The organism is Janibacter hoylei PVAS-1, from assembly GCF_004025845.1.
GTDB lineage: Bacteria > Actinomycetota > Actinomycetes > Actinomycetales > Dermatophilaceae > Janibacter > Janibacter hoylei.
This window is the reverse complement of sequence record NZ_PIPF01000003.1, coordinates 38,758-57,196: the sequence shown is the minus strand read 5'-3', so window position 1 is coordinate 57,196 and position 18,439 is coordinate 38,758. Positions and strand designations below refer to the sequence as shown.

The 18,439-nt window shown below is 71.7% G+C and carries 18 protein-coding genes; 13 read left to right on the top strand and 5 right to left on the bottom strand.

Going from position 1 to position 18,439, the window contains the following annotated elements; genetic code table 11:
- Positions 1–24 precede the first annotated feature (24 nt).
- On the bottom strand, positions 25–1,569 hold the full coding sequence (locus tag CWN80_RS03635) for a sugar transferase (protein ID WP_157986902.1): 1,545 nt from the start codon (positions 1,567–1,569) through the stop codon (positions 25–27).
- Between the two features lie 246 nt (positions 1,570–1,815).
- Between CWN80_RS03635 and trpS the strand changes: the two genes are divergently transcribed.
- Both trpS and CWN80_RS03625 read left to right on the top strand, forming a co-directional pair.
- Positions 1,816–2,829 carry a tryptophan--tRNA ligase gene (trpS, locus tag CWN80_RS03630; protein ID WP_007924487.1) on the top strand — a complete coding sequence of 338 codons (1,014 nt, stop codon included), beginning with the start codon at positions 1,816–1,818 and terminating at the stop codon, positions 2,827–2,829.
- Positions 2,830–2,831: 2 nt separating this feature from the next.
- Positions 2,832–3,365, top strand: a complete 534-nt coding sequence (locus tag CWN80_RS03625) for a 2'-5' RNA ligase family protein (RefSeq protein WP_007924488.1) — start codon at positions 2,832–2,834, stop codon at positions 3,363–3,365.
- Here the strand turns inward: CWN80_RS03625 and CWN80_RS03620 are convergent.
- Both CWN80_RS03620 and CWN80_RS03615 read right to left on the bottom strand, forming a co-directional pair.
- Positions 3,334–3,825, bottom strand: a complete 492-nt coding sequence (locus CWN80_RS03620; protein WP_007924489.1) for a MarR family winged helix-turn-helix transcriptional regulator — start codon at positions 3,823–3,825, stop codon at positions 3,334–3,336. The genes CWN80_RS03625 and CWN80_RS03620 overlap by 32 nt on opposite strands.
- Positions 3,826–3,877: 52 nt before the next feature.
- The gene (locus CWN80_RS03615) at positions 3,878–5,035 is read right to left on the bottom strand and encodes a glycosyltransferase family 4 protein (RefSeq protein ID WP_040880525.1); all 1,158 of its coding nucleotides are present in this window, start codon (positions 5,033–5,035) and stop codon (positions 3,878–3,880) included.
- Between the two features lie 183 nt (positions 5,036–5,218).
- On the opposite strand from CWN80_RS03615, the gene CWN80_RS03610 reads away from it, so the two are divergent.
- The 11 genes from CWN80_RS03610 (at position 5,219) to CWN80_RS03560 (ending at position 16,977) form a co-directional block, all read left to right on the top strand.
- On the top strand, positions 5,219–6,190 hold the full coding sequence (locus CWN80_RS03610; RefSeq protein WP_128276899.1) for a glycosyltransferase family 2 protein: 972 nt from the start codon (positions 5,219–5,221) through the stop codon (positions 6,188–6,190).
- A complete protein-coding gene (locus CWN80_RS03605; RefSeq protein WP_007924495.1) occupies positions 6,174–7,265 on the top strand; it encodes a mannose-1-phosphate guanylyltransferase in 1,092 nt (363 codons plus the stop codon). The genes CWN80_RS03610 and CWN80_RS03605 overlap by 17 nt, the downstream gene beginning before the upstream one ends.
- Before the next feature lie 67 nt (positions 7,266–7,332).
- The gene (locus CWN80_RS03600; protein WP_007924497.1) at positions 7,333–8,529 is read left to right on the top strand and encodes an amidohydrolase; all 1,197 of its coding nucleotides are present in this window, start codon (positions 7,333–7,335) and stop codon (positions 8,527–8,529) included.
- Between the two features lie 177 nt (positions 8,530–8,706).
- Entirely contained in the window at positions 8,707–9,738 is a 1,032-nt protein-coding gene (locus tag CWN80_RS03595) for a BMP family lipoprotein (protein ID WP_202865220.1), read from the top strand.
- Positions 9,739–9,854: 116 nt separating this feature from the next.
- Positions 9,855–11,408, top strand: a complete 1,554-nt coding sequence (locus tag CWN80_RS03590; protein WP_007924499.1) for an ABC transporter ATP-binding protein — start codon at positions 9,855–9,857, stop codon at positions 11,406–11,408.
- A complete protein-coding gene (locus tag CWN80_RS03585) occupies positions 11,405–12,508 on the top strand; it encodes an ABC transporter permease (protein WP_007924500.1) in 1,104 nt (367 codons plus the stop codon). The genes CWN80_RS03590 and CWN80_RS03585 overlap by 4 nt, the downstream gene beginning before the upstream one ends.
- A complete protein-coding gene (locus CWN80_RS03580) occupies positions 12,505–13,767 on the top strand; it encodes an ABC transporter permease (RefSeq protein ID WP_007924501.1) in 1,263 nt (420 codons plus the stop codon). Before CWN80_RS03585 ends, CWN80_RS03580 begins: the two co-directional genes overlap by 4 nt.
- Position 13,768: 1 nt before the next feature.
- The gene (locus tag CWN80_RS03575) at positions 13,769–14,182 is read left to right on the top strand and encodes a cytidine deaminase (protein ID WP_007924502.1); all 414 of its coding nucleotides are present in this window, start codon (positions 13,769–13,771) and stop codon (positions 14,180–14,182) included.
- Positions 14,179–15,480 carry a thymidine phosphorylase gene (locus CWN80_RS03570; protein ID WP_128276897.1) on the top strand — a complete coding sequence of 434 codons (1,302 nt, stop codon included), beginning with the start codon at positions 14,179–14,181 and terminating at the stop codon, positions 15,478–15,480. The genes CWN80_RS03575 and CWN80_RS03570 overlap by 4 nt, the downstream gene beginning before the upstream one ends.
- Position 15,481: 1 nt before the next feature.
- On the top strand, positions 15,482–15,841 hold the full coding sequence (locus CWN80_RS03565) for a cupin domain-containing protein (protein ID WP_007927347.1): 360 nt from the start codon (positions 15,482–15,484) through the stop codon (positions 15,839–15,841).
- Positions 15,838–16,977 (top strand): adenosine deaminase, encoded by a 1,140-nt coding sequence (locus CWN80_RS03560; RefSeq protein WP_007927349.1) that lies wholly within the window; start codon positions 15,838–15,840, stop codon positions 16,975–16,977. The genes CWN80_RS03565 and CWN80_RS03560 overlap by 4 nt, the downstream gene beginning before the upstream one ends.
- 41 nt (positions 16,978–17,018) lie before the next feature.
- On the opposite strand, the gene deoC is transcribed toward CWN80_RS03560, so the two are convergent.
- Both deoC and CWN80_RS03550 read right to left on the bottom strand, forming a co-directional pair.
- Positions 17,019–17,798 (bottom strand): deoxyribose-phosphate aldolase, encoded by a 780-nt coding sequence (gene deoC, locus CWN80_RS03555; RefSeq protein ID WP_128276896.1) that lies wholly within the window; start codon positions 17,796–17,798, stop codon positions 17,019–17,021.
- Positions 17,799–17,802: 4 nt separating this feature from the next.
- Positions 17,803–18,435, bottom strand: a complete 633-nt coding sequence (locus CWN80_RS03550) for a YigZ family protein (RefSeq protein ID WP_007927353.1) — start codon at positions 18,433–18,435, stop codon at positions 17,803–17,805.
- Positions 18,436–18,439: the final 4 nt, after the last annotated feature.

Sequence of the window (18,439 nt, the reverse complement as noted above, 5' to 3'; positions counted from 1 at the left end):
GTGGAGGGCGCCCCAGACTGCCCGTCAGTAGGCGCCGCGGCCGCCGACGACGGCGTTGACCGTGCGCCCGAGGATGAGCAGGTCCTGCACGAGCGACCAGTTGTCGACGTAGTAGAGGTCGAGGCGGACGGTGTCCTCCCACGACAGGTCGCTGCGGCCAGAGACCTGCCACAGGCCGGTGATGCCCGGGCGCACGTTGAGCCGTCGGTGGACATCCTCCTGGTACTCCGCGACCTCGCGGGGGAGGGGGGGGCGTGGGCCGACCAGCGACATCTCGCCGCGCAGGACGTTGATCAGCTGCGGCAGCTCGTCGACGGAGTAGCGCCGCAGCCACCGGCCGGGTGGGGTGATGCGCGGGTCCTCCTCCATCTTGAAGAGCAGCCCGTTGCCCTCGTCGAGGTGGCGGATCCGCTCGAGGACCTCGTCGGCGTCGGTCACCATGCTGCGGAACTTCAGGCAGTCGAAGGTGCTCCCGCCCTGCCCGACGCGCTCTTGGGCGAAGAAGACCGGGCCGCCGTCGTGCCGCCGCACCTGCCAGGCCGCCAGGAGCATGAGGGGTGCGGCGAGGAGGAGCGCGGTCGCGGCCCCGATGATGTCGAAGCCTCGCTTGAGCAGGTGGTCGAGCGAGCCCCGCTCCGGAGGGTCGACGAAGACGAAGGGGAGGCCGGCGAGGGGCTGGACCCGGATCCGGTCGCTCGCGATGTCGGTGAGTGCCGGGACGACGATCATCTCGATGTCGTGGTTGGCGAGCTCCCAGGTGACGCGGCGGTAGTCGGCCGCCCGGGGGAAGGCGCCCGCCGCGAGGATGACGGACGAGGCGCCGTGCTCGGTGACCAGGCGGACGAGGTCGTCGGAGTGGCCGATGATCTCGTGACCGGCCGGGGTGACGCGGTCCCGCCAGAAGCGGGGCGTGACGGCACCGACGACGGAGTACCCGAGGGTGGTCTCGCGGGCCAGCACCTTGGCCACGTCGTCGATCGTCATGGGGGTGCCGGCGACGAGGACCCGCGTGGCCCAGTGGCCCCTCGCGTGCATCCCGTGCACGAACTGCCGCACGGCGATCCGGCCGACCATGAGCGCCGGGACGCCGGTGACGAAGAGGATGACGAAGAAGCCGCGGGAGAGGGGAAACTTCGCGAGGTAGCAGCCGATCCCGATGGCGGCGGCGGTGACGAGGCTGGCCCGCAGGAGCCGGGAGAACTCGCTCGAGCCGGCCCCGATGTTGCGCCGGCTGTAGCCGCCGAGGGCGGCGATGGCGAGGAGCCAGCCGATCAGGACGTAGGCACCGGTCAGTCGGACGGACGCGTAGGTGATCTGCTCGGTGCGGTCCTCCGTGAAGCCGAGGATCGGCAGGTTGGCCCGGCCCCAGGCGGCGAAGACGATGACCCCGGCGAGGATGACGGCGTCCAGGGCCAGCACGGCCCGGTGAAACCACACGGGGACCGAGCGGGTGGCCTTGGCCGGGACAGCAGACGGGGGCGACACCGTGCTGTGCGCTGCCTGATCGGCCGCACCCGCCGGGCCGGCATCGCCGGCCGAGCCGGCCGCGAGGGTTCGTTCGGGTCCCACGTCGTCGCTCTGACGTTTCATCGTGATCCTCCACCGGAGTGTGGCAGGAGGCGGTCGGAGCAGTGGTCTGCCAAAACGCCGTAGGGCCGCGCTCCACCACGGCCGCTGTCCACAACGGCTAAAGGCTAGCGAGGCCACGTCGGCTTGGGCAATGCCTCCAGAGCAGCGGTCAGCGTGACCTTGGCCATGCCGCCGGGTGGCCCACCCCGCGAGGCCCACGCACACCGGCCTGACAGAATGGTGGGCATGACGACGGCATCCGCCCTGCCACGCATCCTCTCCGGGATGCAGCCCACGAGCGATTCCCTCCATCTCGGCAACTACCTCGGGGCGCTCGTCAACTGGGTCGGTCTGCAGGAGGACTTCGACGCCTACTACTTCGTCGCCGACCTGCATGCGCTCACCGTGCCGACCGACCCGGCCGATGTCACCCGTCGCAGCCGTGTCACCGCCGCCCAGTACATCGCCGGCGGCGTCGACCCCGAGCGCTCGGCGATCTTCTGCCAGAGCCACGTGCGCGAGCACACCGAGCTGATGTGGGTGCTGTCCTGCCAGACCGCATTCGGCGAGGCGAGCCGCATGACGCAGTTCAAGGACAAGACGGCCAAGGGGCTGGGCGCCAACGTCGGCCTCTTCACCTACCCGATCCTCATGGCAGCCGACATCCTCGTCTACGACGCGGCCCGCGTGCCCGTCGGCGAAGACCAGCGCCAGCACCTCGAGATCACCCGCGACCTCGCCGAGCGCTTCAACGCGCGCTTCGGCGACACGCTCGTCGTCCCCGAGCCGCACATCCTCAAGGAGTCGGCGCGGATCATGGACCTGCAGGAGCCGACGGCCAAGATGAGCAAGTCCTCGTCGACGGACAAGGGCCTGATCTCCCTGCTCGACGACCCCAAGCGCATCGCCAAGAAGATCCGCTCCGCCGTCACCGACACCGAGGGAGAGGTGCGCTACGACGTCGAGTCCAAGCCGGGCGTGTCCAACCTCCTGTCGATCCACTCGGCCCTCTCGGGCACCGCGGTGGCCGACCTCGAGAGCTCCTTCGCCGGACGGGGCTACGGCGACCTCAAGCAGGAGGTCGCCGACGTCGTCGTCGCTGCCGTCGAGCCCTACCAGCGGCGCATGGACGAGCTCATGGCCGACCCCGGTGAGCTCGACCGCATCCTGGCGAAGGGGGCCGCCCGCGCCTCCGAGGTCGCCGCCGCGACCCGTGACCGCGTCTACGACCGGGTCGGCCTGCTGGCGGCGAGGGGCTGACAGTGGCCGTGCACGGGGTGTCGATCGCGGTGCCCGAGCCGTGGGGTTCCCGCCTGCAGCAGTTGCGCGAGGACGTCGGTGACCCCTTCGCCCGGGCGATCCCGCCCCACGTCACCCTGATGCCGCCGACCGAGATCTCGCCGGCCCAGCTCGAGGGCTTCACCGCCCACCTGGCGTCGGTGGCACGTCAGCACGGACCCTTCATCATGCGTCTGCGCGGTACCGGCACCTTCCGCCCCGTGAGCCCGGTCGTCTTCGTCCAGGTGGCCCAGGGCATCCCGATGTGCGAACGGCTCGAGCAGGCCGTGCGCCGGGGGCCGGTCAGCCGTGACCTGGAGTTCCCGTACCACCCCCACGTGACCGTGGCCCACGCCATCGACGACGACGGGCTCGACCGGGCCTTCGACGAGGCCTCCGACCTCGACGCGGTCTACCAGGTCGACGCCTTCCACCTGTACGAGCACGGGGCCGACGGGGTCTGGCGGCCGATGGCCGAGTTCACCCTCAGCGGGGAGCGTCTGCAGCCCGCATCGTGAGGTCCCCCGAGGGGTCGAGGCTCTCGAGCAGGGTCCCGGCGATCTCGCCGAGCGCCTGCACCTGGTCGCGGCTCAGCCGGTCGAGGATCCGCTCGCGGACATAGGTGACGTGAGCCGGGGCTGCGGCCACGATCTGCTCCCAGCCGGCGTCGGTCAGGACCGCGTCGGTGGCCCGGGCGTCGGTCCCGCTGCGCTCGCGCGCCACGAGTCCGCGCTCCTCGAGCCGGCGGACGACGTGGGAGAGGCGGGGCAGCGTCGCATTGGTCCGTCGGGCCAGCCACGACATGCGCAGCGTCCGCTCGGGCGCCTCCGAGAGCATCGCGAGCACCTGGTACTCGAAGTGCGTCAGGCCCGAGTCCTGACGCACCTGCGTGTCGAGACGCGACGGCAGGACCTCGGCCAGGGCCACGACCTGCAGCCAGGTGCGCATCTCGTCGTCGTCGAGCCAGCGAGGTTCCATGCCCGTGATCATCCCAGACAGCCCGGCCCGCCCGGGTGGTGCGGCGCGGCGGTCAGGCGGCGTGCGCCGAGGCGGCGGCCTCGTAGTGGCCGACGAGCTGCTCGGTGAGGCTGCTCCACGAGCGGTCCGCCACCATCGCGGGGCCGTGGTCGCCCATGGACTCGCGCAGCGCGGGCGAGTCGACGAGCTCGGCGACCCAGCGAGCCAGATCACCGCGCACGTCGGGGGCGAAGAGGTAGCCGGAGCGACCGTGGTCGACGAGGTCGAGGGGGCCGCCCACCGCGGGTGCGACGACGGGCAGACCCGCGGCTGCGGCCTCCTGGAGGGTCTGGCCGAAGGTCTCCTTGGTGCCCGTGTGCACGAAGACGTCGAAGGTCGCGTAGGCGCGGGCGAGGTCCTCGCCGGTGCGCGGGCCGAGGAAGGCGGGGGGCAGGTTGGGGCGGCCGGGGCTCGTCGAGACCGCCTCGGCGAGCCGGGCGCCGAGCTCGTTGCGGCTCGGGCCCTCGCCGACGAGCACGAGGCGCGTCCCGGGGATCTGGGCCAGCTCGGCCAGGCGGTGCAGCTCCTTCTCCGGGGCGAGGCGCCCCACGTAGCCGAGCAGGACCTCGCCGCCCGGCGCCAGCGCCTGCTTGAGCGCGAGGGTCTCCGGGTCCTCCTTCCACGCCGGCGTGAAGAGCCGGGTGTCGACCCCACGCCCCCACAGCCCCGTGCGCGGGATGCGGTGGGCTCGCAGCTCCTCGAGCGTCGGCCGGCTCGGGGCGAGCGTCAGGTCGGCCCGCTCGTGGATCCGCCGGACCCACTCCCACGTCAGGGACGAGGCGCCGCGACCGATGGCCCCGGGCCCGTGCTGCTTGACGTAGTTGGGCATGTCGGTCTGGTAGATCGCGACGGTCGGCAGGTCGAAGGCCGCCGCATTGTGCAGCCCCCGGGCACCGACGAGGAAGGGGGAGGCGAGGTGGACGACGTCGGGGCGGAAGTCGCGCAGCGCCCGGCGGACGGCACCCGTGGGCAGCCCCGCGCGGAAGCCGCGGACGGGGACTGCCGGGAGCGTGCGCACGACGTGCCCGGCGTACGTCGAGGGTGCCGGGCCCGGGGCGATGATCATCGCCTTGTGGCCCTGCTCCCGCAGGTTTTCGGCCACCCGGCAGACGCTCGTGGTCACGCCGTTGAGGCTGGGCAGGAAGGACTCGGTCGCAATGGCAACTCGCACGTGACCAATGTGGCGCGGCGCCGCCCTTCGCCGGTGACCGTGAGGTGGGTGTCCGGTGAGCATCAGGTGACGACTTGACCTCGCCCGTCGTGCTCGCGCTCCGCGGGGCGTGCGGCACCTCCCTTCGCCGCCGACTAGCCTGAGGCTGCCCGTCCACCTGCTGTCCCGGAAGGCTCCTGACCCATGAAGGTGATCGTCCAGATCCCCTGCCTCAACGAGGAGACGACCCTTCCTCTCGTGCTGGCGACCATCCCCGAGCAGATCCCCGGTGTCGACGTCATCGAGACACTCGTCATCGACGACGGGTCGAGCGACCGCACCTCGGAGGTCGCGCGCAAGCTCGGCGTCACGCACATCATCCGGCACACCAGCCCCCGTGGGCTGGCCCGGTCCTTCCGAGACGGCGCCGACTTCGCCCTCGCCCACGGCGCCGACATCCTCGTCAACACCGACGGCGACAACCAGTACCCCCAGGAGCGCATCGGCGACCTCGTCCAGCCCATCCTGCGCGGCGAGGCCGATGTCGTCGTCGCCGACCGGCAGACGCAGACCATCGCGCACTTCTCGCCCTTCAAGCGGCGGATGCAGGCCGTCGGGTCGGCGGTGGTCAACCGGGCCGCGGACACCGACCTGCCCGACGCGGCGAGCGGCTTCCGGGCCTACTCGGCCGCGTCCCTCATGCGGCTGAACATCGTCACCGAGTTCTCCTACTGCATGGAGACGATCATCCAGGCGGGGCACAAGCGGATGTCGATCGTCTCCATCCCCGTGACCACCAACGAGAAGACGCGCGAGTCACGCCTCTTCACGAGCATCTGGCAGCACATGGCCAAGTCCGGCTCGGCGATCATGCGCTCCTTCATCATGTTCAAGCCGCACGCCTTCTTCGGCCTGCTCGGGACGGTCCTGCTGCTCCTGGGACTCATCCCCTTCGTGCGCTTCCTCGTCCTGCTCGCGATGGGTGACGGCGGCGGGCACGTCCAGTCGTTGATCTTCGGCACCGCCCTGCTCGTCGGCGCGCTCTTCTCGTACGCTCTGCTCATCATCGCCGACCTGCAGCGCACCAACCGGGTGCTCATGGAGGAGACGCTCGAGCAGCTGCGCCTCCTGCGCTTCGGCGACCAGAGGGGGGACCTCCGTGACGACGACGCCTGATCTCGATCGCTTCTGGGCCGTGGTGCCGGCGGGAGGCGCGGGCACGCGCCTGTGGCCGGTCTCGCGGGCCTCGTCGCCGAAGTTCCTGCACGACCTGACCGGCAGCGGCCGCACCCTCATCCAGGCGACCGTCGACCGCCTGCGGGTCCTGGCGGGCGAGCGGGTGCTCGTGGTCACCGGGGCCGCGCACGCCGACGCGGTGCGCGAGCAGGTGCCCGACCTCCCGTCGGACCTGCTCATCGCCGAGCCCTCCCCGCGGGACTCGATGGCCGCGATCGGGCTGGCCGCGGCCGTGCTCGAGCTGCGGGACCCCGAGGCGATCATCGGGTCCTTCGCGGCCGACCACGTCATCGGTGACCAGGCCGTCTTCGACCGGGCCGTGACCGAGGCCGTCGGCGTCGCCCAGCGCGACGACCGGCTCGTGACCATCGGCATCGAGCCGACCTTCCCCTCGACCGGCTTCGGGTACATCCAGATGGGTCCGCGGCTGCGGGCCCACCCGAGCGCGGCGCGGGTGCGTCAGTTCGTCGAGAAGCCTGACGCCCGCCGGGCCGCGTCGTACCTGGCCACCGGCGAGTTCCGGTGGAATGCCGGCATGTTCGTCGTGCGGGCCACGACACTGCTGGACCTGCTGGGCCGCTGGCACCCCGAGCTGGCCGACGGGCTGCGCGAGATCGCGGCCGACCCCACGCTGCTCGAGGAGCGCTGGGAGGGCCTGGAAAAGATCGCCATCGACCACGCCGTGGCCGAGCCCGCCGCCGACGAGGGCCTCGTGGCCGTCGTGCCCGGCGACTTCGACTGGGACGACGTCGGCGACTTCAAGTCGTTGACCGGGCTGCTGCCGCAGGGGGAGGGCGCGATGACCGTCGTCGGCGACCCCGCGCAGGTGCAGGCCGTCGACTCCGGCGGCCTGGTGGTCTCCGAGTCGGGACGCATGGTCGCCGTCGTCGGCCTCGAGGACGTCGTCATCGTCGAGACCGACGACGCCCTGCTCGTCGCCAGCCGCGAGCGCGCCCAGGACGTCAAGCTCGTCGTCGAGGCCCTCAAGGCCGCCGGGCGCACCGACCTCGTCTGAGGCACGCGCGCTCACGACGTGGCGCCTGCACCGCTGCCGACCGCGGCGTCGGTAGAGTCACCACGCCATGACTGCTCCTCTCGCCCCGACGCTCCTGCGCGTCATCGACGGACTCGTGCCCGAGCTCGTCGCCTTCCGGCGGGACCTGCACGCCCACCCCGAGCTCTCCTTCCAGGAGCACCGCACGACCGCCCGGCTCCGGGAGCGTCTCGAGGCAGCGGGTCTGGAGCCACGGTCGGTGAGCGAGACCGGGCTCGTCGTCGACCTCGGGGCGAGCGAGCCCCGGCGTCGGGTCGCCCTGCGCGGCGACATCGACGCGCTGCCGGTGCGCGAGCGCACCGGCCTCGACTGGAGCTCCACCGTCGACGGTGCCTGCCACGCGTGCGGTCACGACGTCCACGCCACTGCGCTGCTCGGGGCGGGCCTGGCCCTCGCCGAGGTCGCCGACGAGCTGGCCGCCCGCCACGTCGCCGTCCGCCTGCTCTTCCAGCCCGCCGAGGAGCAGATGCCCGGTGGAGCGCTCAAGTTCGTCAGGGAGGGGGTCATGCAGGGGGTCGACACCGTCTACGCGGTGCACTGCGACCCCTCGCTCGACGTGGGCGAGATCGGTCTGCGCGAGGGGCCGCTCACCGCGGCGGCCGACCAGGTGACGGTGACCCTGCGCGGGCGCGGCGGCCACACCTCGCGGCCCTTCCTCACCGAGGACCTCACCTACGCGCTCGCCAAGGTCGTCACCGACGTCCCGGCCGTGCTCAGCCGCCGGGTCGACCCACGGTCGGGGCTCGTCGTCGTCTGGGGCCGGGTGTCCGCCGGCGAGGCGATCAACGTCATCCCGTCGACGGGGGTCGCCCAGGGCACCCTGCGGATGCTCGACATCGAGCTGTGGGAAAAGATCGGCCCGCTCCTGCACGAGGTGGTCGACGACGTCGTGCGCCCCTACGGCGTCGACGCGGCGATCGAGCACATCCGGGGCGTGCCCCCCGTCGTCAACGACACCGGCGCGGTGGCGGCGCTCGGCCGCGCGACGATGGCGGCCGGCATGCGGCCGGTCCCCACCCCGCACAGCCTCGGGGGAGAGGACTTCGCGTGGATGCTCCACGAGGCCGAGGGCGCCATGGCCCGCCTCGGCACGCGCACCCACGGCGGTCGTACCTTCGACCTGCACCAGGGTGATCTCGTCGTCGACGAGGGCGCGGTCCGCAACGGCGCCACCCTGCTCACCCTCGCTGCGGCGGGGGAGTGGACGCGCGTCGAGCGCGACTGATCGACCGAGGGTTCTCCCCGCGTCCTCGGCGACGTCGTGGCGGTCTGGTCGCGGTCTCATAACAGTTGGTCCCACGGGCCACACGGGCCTGCACCACAGCGCCTACCGGGACGTAGCATCCCTCAGATGGTAGGCGCCGACGTCTGCCGAGTACCCCTGCTCGAGAAGGAGAGCGCCTTGCGTCACACCGTGAAGGCCGCATCGATCATGTCCGTGGCCGCGCTGGCCCTGACCGCATGTGGCGGCAGCGATTCTGGCGGCGACGCCACCTCCGGGGAGGGCTCCGACGTCAAGGCCTGCCTCGCGTACGACGTGGGTGGCCGCGGCGACCAGTCGTTCAACGACTCGGCGGCCAAGGGCCTGGACCAGGCCAAGGAGGAGCTCGGCGTCGAGGTCGAGGAGGTCGAGGCCAGCCAGGGCGAGAACGACGCGGCCCGCGAGGACCGCCTCAACCAGCTCGTCGACGCCGGCTGCACCAACATCATCGGTGTCGGCTACATCTACGCCAAGGCGATCGGCGGCGCGGCCAAGGACAACCCGGACGTCTCCTTCGCGATCATCGACGACGCCTCGGCCGACTCCGAGGGCGATAACGTCGCCCAGCTCGTCTTCGCCGAGCACGAGGGCTCCTTCCTCGTCGGCGCGGCCGCGGCGCTGAAGTCCAAGAGCGGCAAGGTCGGCTTCATCGGTGGCACCGACGTGCCCCTGATCAACAAGTTCGAGGCGGGCTTCAAGGCCGGCGCCCAGGCCGTCGACCCCAAGATCGACATCCAGACCAAGTACCTGGCCGAGGACGGCTCGGGCTTCGCCGACCCGGCGAAGGGCAAGACCGCCGCCGAGGGCATGTACGACAAGGGCGCCGACGTCATCTACCACGCGGCCGGCGGCTCCGGCTCGGGTCTCTTCGAGGCGGCCAAGGCCAACAAGAAGATGGCCATCGGCGTCGACTCCGACCAGGCCAAGACCGCGGAGAAGGACGTCCAAGACGTCATCATCACCTCGATGGTCAAGAACGTGAACGTCGCGGTCTTCGACTACATCAAGGCCTCGACCGAGGGTGAGCCGCTCTCCGGCCTCCAGGAGTTCGACCTCAAGGACGGCGGTGTCTCGTATGCCACCACCGGCGGCAAGATCGACGACATCACCAAGGACCTCGACGACTACAAGCAGCAGATCGTCGACGGGAAGATCACCGTCCCGTCCAAGTGACGCCGACCGGCACCCCGGGGCCCGTTCGCACGCACTGCGTGTGACCGGGCCCCGGCCCGTCCGGAGCGCTACCCTTCGCCTGCGGCACGATCCCGCGGACGTCCCACGGAGGCACCATGAGCACGACCGTCCCAGACCCCCCTTCGGCCCCGAGCCCACCCACCGGTGACCTCGCGGTCGCGGTCGAGGGCATCACCAAGCGCTTCCCGGGCGTCGTCGCCAACCGGGACATCTCCTTCGGCGTCGAGCGGGGCACGGTCCACGCGATCGTCGGTGAGAACGGTGCCGGCAAGTCGACGCTGATGAAGATCCTCTACGGGGTCCAGCGGCCGGACGAGGGGACCATCTCCGTCGGAGGCGAGCCCGTCACCCTGCACAGCCCGGCCGACGCGATCAAGCACGGCATCGGCATGGTCTTCCAGCACTTCATGCTCGCCGACAACCTCACCGTTGCCGAAAACGTCGTGCTCGGCGCCGAAAAGCTGCATGGCATCGGTGCCGCGGCCCGCGCCGAGATCACCCGGATCTCCGACGAGTACGGCCTCGGGGTCGACCCCCGCGAGCTCGTCGCCGATCTCGGCGTCGGAGCCCGGCAGCGCGTCGAGATCCTCAAGGTGCTCTACCGGGGTGCGCGCACGATCATCCTCGACGAGCCCACCGCGGTGCTCGTGCCGCAGGAGGTCGACGAGCTCTTCGGCAACCTGCGTGAGCTCAAGCGCGAGGGCATCACGGTGCTCTTCATCTCGCACAAGCTCGACGAGGTGCTGTCCGTCGCCGACCGGGTCACCGTCATCCGCCGCGGCACTACCGTCGACACCGTCCTGCCCCAGGACGTCACGGCCCGCCAGCTCGCCGAGCTCATGGTCGGGTCCGAGCTGCCCACCCCGGAGACCGAGGAGTCGACGGTCACCGACCGCGTCGTGCTCTCCGTACGGGACATCACCCTCCCCGGCACCGGGCGCAATGCCCTCGAGGACGTCACGCTCGACATCCACGCCGGCGAGGTCGTCGGCATCGCGGGCGTCGAGGGCAACGGTCAGGCCGAGCTCGTCGAGGTGCTCATGGGCATGCGCGAGCCGGTCAGCGGCCGCATCGAGCTCGAGGGCACCGACATCTCCGACTGGGACGTGCGCCGCATCCGCGAGGCTGGCGTCGGCTACATCCCCGAGGACCGCCACCGTCAGGGCCTGCTGCTCGACGCCCCGCTGTGGGAAAACCGGATGCTCGGTCACCAGACCCAGGCCCCTGCCTCCCGCCGCGGGATCCTCACGCCGTCGGACGCGCGCGCGGACACCGAGCGGATCGTCGCCGAGTACGACGTGCGCACACCCGGCATCCACGTCACCGTCGGCTCGCTCTCCGGCGGCAACCAGCAAAAGCTCATCATCGGGCGCGAGATGAGCCATGCGCCCAAGGTGCTCATCGCCTCGCACCCGACCCGTGGCGTCGACGTCGGCGCCCAGGCCGCGATCTGGGACCTCATCCGGGAGGCCCGTCGCGAGGGCCTGGCGGTGCTGCTCATCAGCGCCGACCTTGAGGAGCTCATCGGCCTCTCCGACACGATCAAGGTCATCCTGCGCGGGCGCATCACCGGGGAGTTCGACCCCGACAAGGTCACGAGCCAGGAGCTCGGCAGCGCCATGACCGGCGCCGGGAAGGACGCCTCATGAAGCTCAGCCTCCGTCGCCTCCTGCTGACGTTGGCCGCACCCGTGCTCGCCATCCTCGTCGCCTTCGTCGTGACCTCGCTCGTCCTCGTGCTCGTCGGTGACCCCGTCGGCAAGGTGTGGTCGACGCTCCTGTCCGAGCCGCGCCCGCGCACGATGGTCAACATCATCAACAGCGGGATCACGTACTACATCGCGGCCGTCGCCGTCGCCGTCGGCTTCAAGATGAAGCTCTTCAACATCGGCGTCGACGGTCAGTACCGGATCGCCGCCTTCGCCGCAGCGCTCATCGCCGGTCAGGGCTGGCTGCCCGGGGTGCTCAACATCGTGCTCGCGATGCTCGTCGCGATGCTCGTCGGTGGCTTCTGGGCAGGCATCGCCGGCTGGCTCAAGGTCCGCCGCGGAGTCTCCGAGGTCATCTCGACGATCATGCTCAACACGATCTCCGCCGGACTCGTCGGCTGGGGGCTGCGGACCTGGGGCCAGCGCGCCGAGGGGAGCAACACCCGCAACACGCAGGAGATCCCCGAGTCGAGCCAGCTCGAGGGCTTCGCGGTCTTCGCCGACGCACCCAACCGGGTCTACACGCTGCTCGTGCTCGCGATCGCGATCGGCATCGCCTACTGGTTCGTCATCAACCGCACCCGGTTCGGCTTCGACGTGCGCGCCACGGGTGAGTCCGAGTCGGCCGCCGTCGCGAGCGGTGTCAAGGTGCCGCGCATGGTGCTCATCGCGATGATCGCCTCCGGCGCCGTCGCCGGCCTCATCAGCATGCCGGCCTTCTTCGGGGCCGACCACAGCTACGGGCTGAACTTCCAGGAGGGCGTCGGCTTCATCGGCATCGGCATCGCCCTGCTGGGTCGCAACCACCCGGTCGGCATCGCCTTCGCCGCGCTCCTGTGGTCGTGGCTGGAAAAGGCGAGCGACGGCCTTCAGCTGCAGGCCGGCGTCTCCCCGGCGCTCGTCTACATCATCCAGGGCGTCATCCTGCTGGCCGTCGTCATCGCCTACGAGGTCGTCGCCCGATTCGAGCGGCGCCTCGAGCAGAAGCAGGTCACCCGCCAGCTCGATGCCGGCGTCACCACGGAAGGAGCCACGGCATGAGCCTGAGTGTCGGCACCGAGACCCAGATCGCTCCGTCCACGCCTGCCCGCCGCATCCCCTTCTGGGCCTGGCCGCTCGCCCTCGCCGGCGTGCTCGTCGCGCTCTCCGCGATCCGTCTGGTCACGGGGATCAGCGACATCTCCTCCTCCGGCACCCTCGGTGCCACCCTGGCGCTCGCCATGCCCCTCGCCCTCGCGGGTCTCGGTGGCCTGTGGTCCGAGCGGGCCGGGGTCATCAACATCGGCCTCGAGGGCATGATGATCCTCGGTACGTGGGGGGCCGCCTTCGGCGCGATCCACGGCGGCCCGTGGATGGGCATCGTCGGTGCCATGGTCTGCGGCGCGGTCGGCGGGCTCGTCCACGCCCTGGCGACCGTGACCTTCGGTGTCGACCACATCGTCTCCGGTGTCGCGCTCAACATCGTCGCCTTGGGCGTCGCGAGCTACCTCGCCGCCCGCTTCTTCGGCGAGCTCGAGGGCGGCAGCGACGTGCAGTCGCCGCCACTCCCTTCGCTCCCGCGGGTGGGCATCCCCGGCATCTCCGACCCGCTGAAGTCCGTCGAGGACAAGGGGTGGTTCTTCGTCTCCGAGCTCGCCGCGCTGCTGCGCGCCGCCACGACCAACCTGTCGATCCTCACCATCATCGCCCTGCTGCTCATCGTGGGCACGTGGTGGCTGCTGTGGCGCACCCCCTTCGGCCTGCGGGTCCGCTCGTGCGGTGAGTCGCCGGTCGCCGCCGAGACCCTCGGCGTCAACGTCTACCTCTACAAGTACGTCGCGGTGACGGCCTCCGGCGCACTCGCCGGTCTCGGCGGCGGCTTCCTCGCCATGGTCGCGTCCAACGCCTACCGCGAGAGCCAGACCGACGGCCGCGGCTACATCGGTCTCGCGGCGATGATCTTCGGCAACTGGCGCCCCGGCGGGGTGCTCATGGGCTCCGGGCTCTTCGGCTTCATGGACGCCCTGCAGCTGCGCGGTGGCGGCGACGCGATCCACGCGCTGCTCCTGCTCATCGCGGTGCTGCTCGTCGGTCTCGGCCTGTGGCAGGTGCTGCGCCGCCAGCGCTACGTCCAGGGCACCATCGCCGTCGCCATCGGTGTCGCCGTCGGCGTGATCTTCGTGATCACCGAGACCGTCCCCGGCGACGTCACCCGGTTTGCGCCGCACCTGACGACCCTGCTCGTCCTCGCCTTCGCCAGCCAACGCCTGCGGATGCCGGCGGCCAACGGCAAGATCTACCGCCGCGGCGAGGGCCACTGAGGTGTCTGCCGCACTGAGCGACGCGGACTGGGAGCGGCTGCGGGTCACCGCGGTCGAGGCGATGGAGCGGGCCTACGCGCCCTACTCCAGCTTCCCGGTCGGCGTCGCCGGCCTCGCCGACGACGGCCGGCTGCTCAGCGGCTGCAATGTCGAAAACGCGTCGTACGCCGTCGGCCTGTGCGCCGAGTGCGGGCTCGTCAGCGACCTCGTCCGCACGGGTGGCGGCCTCCTCGTCGCCGTGTGGTGCGTCGACGCCCACGGCGACACCCTCATGCCCTGCGGCCGGTGCCGCCAGCTGCTGTGGGAGCACGGCGGCCCGCAGTGCCGTATCCAGACACCGGAGGGGGAGCGCTCGCTCGCCGAGATCCTCCCGCAGGCCTTCGGAGCCCACGACCTGGCGAAGGGAGCACCGTGACCGAGCGGCACGACGTCGTCGACGTCATCCGGACCAAGCGGGACCGGGGTGAGCTCACCCCGGAGCAGATCGACTGGGTCATCGACGCCTACACGCGCGGCGTCGTCGCCGACGAGCAGATGGCGGCCCTGGCGATGGCCATCCTCATCAACGGCATGTCCCGCGCGGAGATCTCGCGCTGGACGGGCGCGATGATCGCCAGTGGCGAGCGGATGGACTTCTCGTCGCTGAGCCGGCCGACCTCCGACAAGCACTCGACCGGGGGCGTCGGCGACAAGATCACGCTGCCGCTCGCGCCGCTCGTCTCGGTCTTCGACGTCGCCGTGCCGCAGCTGTCCGGCCGCGGGCTCGGCCACACCGGCGGCACGCTCGACAAGCTCGAGTCCATCACCGGGTGGCGCGCCGACCTGTCCAACGACGCGATGCTCGCCCAGCTCGACGACGTCGGTGCCGTCATCTGCGCCGCCGGGTCCGGGCTGGCGCCCGCCGACAAGAAGCTCTACGCCCTGCGCGACGTCACCGGCACCGTCGAGGCGATCCCGCTCATCGCCAGCTCGATCATGAGCAAGAAGATCGCCGAGGGCACCGGGGCGCTCGTCCTCGACGTCAAGGTCGGGTCCGGAGCCTTCATGAAGACCCGCGACGACGCGACCGAGCTCGCCCGCACGATGGTCGACCTCGGCACCGACGCCGGCGTGCGGACGGTCGCCCTGCTCACCGACATGTCGGTGCCCCTCGGCCTCACGGCCGGTAACGCCCTCGAGGTCCGCGAGTCGGTCGAGGTCCTCTCCGGGGGCGGCCCGAGCGACGTCGTCGACCTCACCGTCGCCCTCGCCGACGAGATGACCCGGGCCGCCGGCCGAGAGGTCGGTGAGGACGAGCTGCGCGCCGCCCTCGCCGACGGTCGGGCCATGGACGTGTGGCGCCGGATGATCGCCGCCCAGGGGGGCGACCCCGACGCGGCGCTGCCCACGGCCCGCGAGACCGAGACGATCACCGCCGACACCGACGGGTACCTGACGTCGCTCGACGCCATGGCCGTCGGAGTCGCCGCCTGGCGCCTCGGAGCGGGCCGCGCGCGCAAGGAGGACCCGGTCCAGGCCGGCGCCGGGGTCGAGCTGCACGCCCGTCCCGGTGACCGCGTGGTCGCCGGCCAGCCGCTCATGACGCTGCACACCGACACCCCGGAGCGCTTCGCCCGAGCCCGTGAGGCGCTCGACGGCGGGTGGCAGGTGTCGGGGGAGGCGCCCCCTTCGTCGCCGGTCGTCATCGACCGCATCACCGCACGGGAGGGCTGACGTGCCCGAGCTCAACGCCACCCCGTCGATCATCGACGTGCCCGGCGGCAAGGTCATCGCCGAGCACGTCGGGCGGGTCGCCACCGGCGACGAGGCCATGTCCGTCGCGCACATGCAGGCGCCGCCCGGCTGGTCGGAGCCGGCCCAGCGGCCCGACTTCGACGAGGTGACCCTCGTCGTCTCCGGGACCGTCCTCGTCGAGCACGACGGCGGCACGACCTCGGTGTCGACCGGCCAGAGCATCGTCACCCGCGCGGGGGAGCGGGTGCGCTACTCGACCGGCCCCGAGGGCGCGGAGTACGTCGCGATCTGCACCCCGGCCTTCGCCCCCGACACCGTGCACCGCGAGGACGCGGAGTGAGCCTCGACGAGGCCACGATCCGCGCCCTGCCCAAGGTGGTGCTGCACGACCACCTCGACGGGGGCGTGCGGCCGGCGACGGTCCTCGAGCTCGCCGACGCGGTCGGGCACGACCTCCCGGTCAGCGGGGCCGACCGCACGACCGACGGGCTGGCGCGGTGGTTTCGCGAGTCGGCCGACTCGGGCTCGCTCGTGCGCTACCTCGAGACCTTCGCCCACACCGTCGGCGTCATGCAGACCGCTCCCGCCCTGCGCAGGGTGGCCCGTGAGTCGGTGCTCGACCTCGCTCGTGACGGCGTCGTCTACGCCGAGTCGCGGTACGCGCCCGAGCAGCACCTGGAGGGTGGGCTGACCCTCGAGCAGGTCGTCGAGGAGGTCGACGCCGGCTTCCGCGAAGGGGAGGAGGCCGCCGCCGCCGAGGGCCACCCGATCGTCGTGCGCGGCCTGCTCACCGCGATGCGGCACGCCGCCAAGTCCCGGGAGATCGCCGAGCTCGCGGTGCGCTATCGCGATCGCGGCGTGGGTGGCTTCGACATCGCGGGGGCAGAGGCAGGGCACCCGCCGAGCCGGCACCTCGACGCCTTCGAGTACCTGCGGCGCGAAAATGCGCACTTCACGATCCACGCGGGTGAGGCCTTCGGGCTGCCGAGCATCTGGGAGGCGCTCCAGTGGTGCGGTGCCGATCGTCTCGGGCACGGGGTGCGGATCGTCGACGACATCGGCTTCGGCGACGGGACGGTGACCGATGACCCGCTCGCGGCGAACCAGGCCGCCCGCGAGGACCCCTCGCAGCTGCGGCTGGGGCGGCTGGCCGACTTCGTGCGCGACACCCGCGTGCCCCTGGAGATGTGCCCCCACAGCAACGTCCAGACCGGTGCTGCGCCCTCGATCGCCGCGCACCCGATCACGCTCCTCGCCCTGCTGCGCTACCGGGTGACGCTCAACACCGACAACCGACTCATGTCGGACACGTCGATGACCCGGGAGATGCTCGCGCTCGTCACCGAGGCCGGCTGGACGGCCGAGGACCTGCGGTGGGTGACGACCAATGCGATGAAGTCGGCCTTCCTCCCCTTCGACGAGCGGCTGGAGCTCATCGAGGGGACGATCAAGCCCGCCTACGCAGCCCTGGCCTGAGGTCGCTCTCGCCCGGTGCGCTCAGCGCCACCCACCACGACTCAGTAGGTGTCGCTCGGACCCGCGTCGGCGGACTGGCCCGGCTCGGGGACCACGAGACCGGCCGGGCCGACCTGCTCGGCCTCGGCGAGCAGACCCGCGGTGCTCGAGGTGCCGATGCGGGTGACGCCCTCGGCGAGCATCGCGAGCAGCGTCGCGATGTCGCGGACGCCGCCGGAGGCCTTGACCTCCATCTGCTCGGGGGTGTTGGCCCGCATGAGGGCGACATCGGCGAGGGTCGCACCGCCGCCGGCGAAGCCCGTCGAGGTCTTGGTGAAGTCGGCGCCCGCGTCGACGCTGGCCCGGCAGGCGTCGATCTTGGCCCGCTCGTCGAGCAGCGCGGTCTCGAAGATCACCTTGACGACCACCCCGGCCGCGTGGCCCACCTCGACGACGGCGGCGATGTCGTCGCGCACGGCGGTGACGTCGCCCCCGCGGAGGCGACCGATGTTGAGCACCATGTCGAGCTCGGTGGCGCCGTCGGCCAGGGCCTGCTGCGCCTCGGCGACCTTGGCCGCCGTCGACGTCGTGCCGTGGGGGAAGCCGATGACCGTGCACACCCGGGTCGGGCTGCCCTCGACGGAGGCGACGGACTCGGCCGCCAGCGAGACGTCGCTCGGCCGCACGCACACGCTCCAGATGCGCTGCCCGGCGAGCTCACGGACGGACCCGGCGACCTCGTCGGGCGTCAGCTCGGGCTTGAGCAGGGCGTGGTCGATGAGGTCGGCGACGTCCTGGACGGTCAGGGTCGTGCCGGGGGCGAAGGGGGGACGACGGGTCATGCTCTCAGCCTAGGGCGTCGACCCAGCGCGACCCCACCTCGCGCAGCCGACCGGACCCGGCGGTCAGCTCGGCCACGAGGGGGCCGAGGGCAGCGACCTCGGTGGCCGGGACCCCGAGCGTCAGGGTGACCTCGGCGCCGTAGTCGGCGTCGACGTGGACGCCACGGGCCCGCAGCTCGTTGTCGATGCGCCCGGCGTCGGCGTGCGAGACGGTCAGCGCGTGCTCGACGACGAGCTCGCGGCGCAGCGTGCCGACCGTGTCGAGACCGATGCGCACCGCGTCGCCGTAGGCCCGGACGAGCCCGCCGGTGCCGAGCAGCACCCCGCCGAACCACCGGGTCACCACGGCGACGACATCGCTCACCTCGTGGCCGGTGAGCACCTCGAGCATGGGTGCACCTGCGGTGCCGGACGGTTCGCCGTCGTCGGACGAGCGGGCCACTGCCGCATCCGGCCCGAGGACGAAGGCGGAGCAGTGGTGCCGTGCGTCCCAGTGCTGCTTGCGCAGGCGCTCGACGACGGCACGGGCACTCCCTTCGTCCTCGACGCGCTCGAGGGTGCACCGGAAGCGTGACCGCTTGACCTCGATCTCGACCTCGCCGTCACGGGCGATGGTGCGGTACGACGTCGGGCCCACGGCA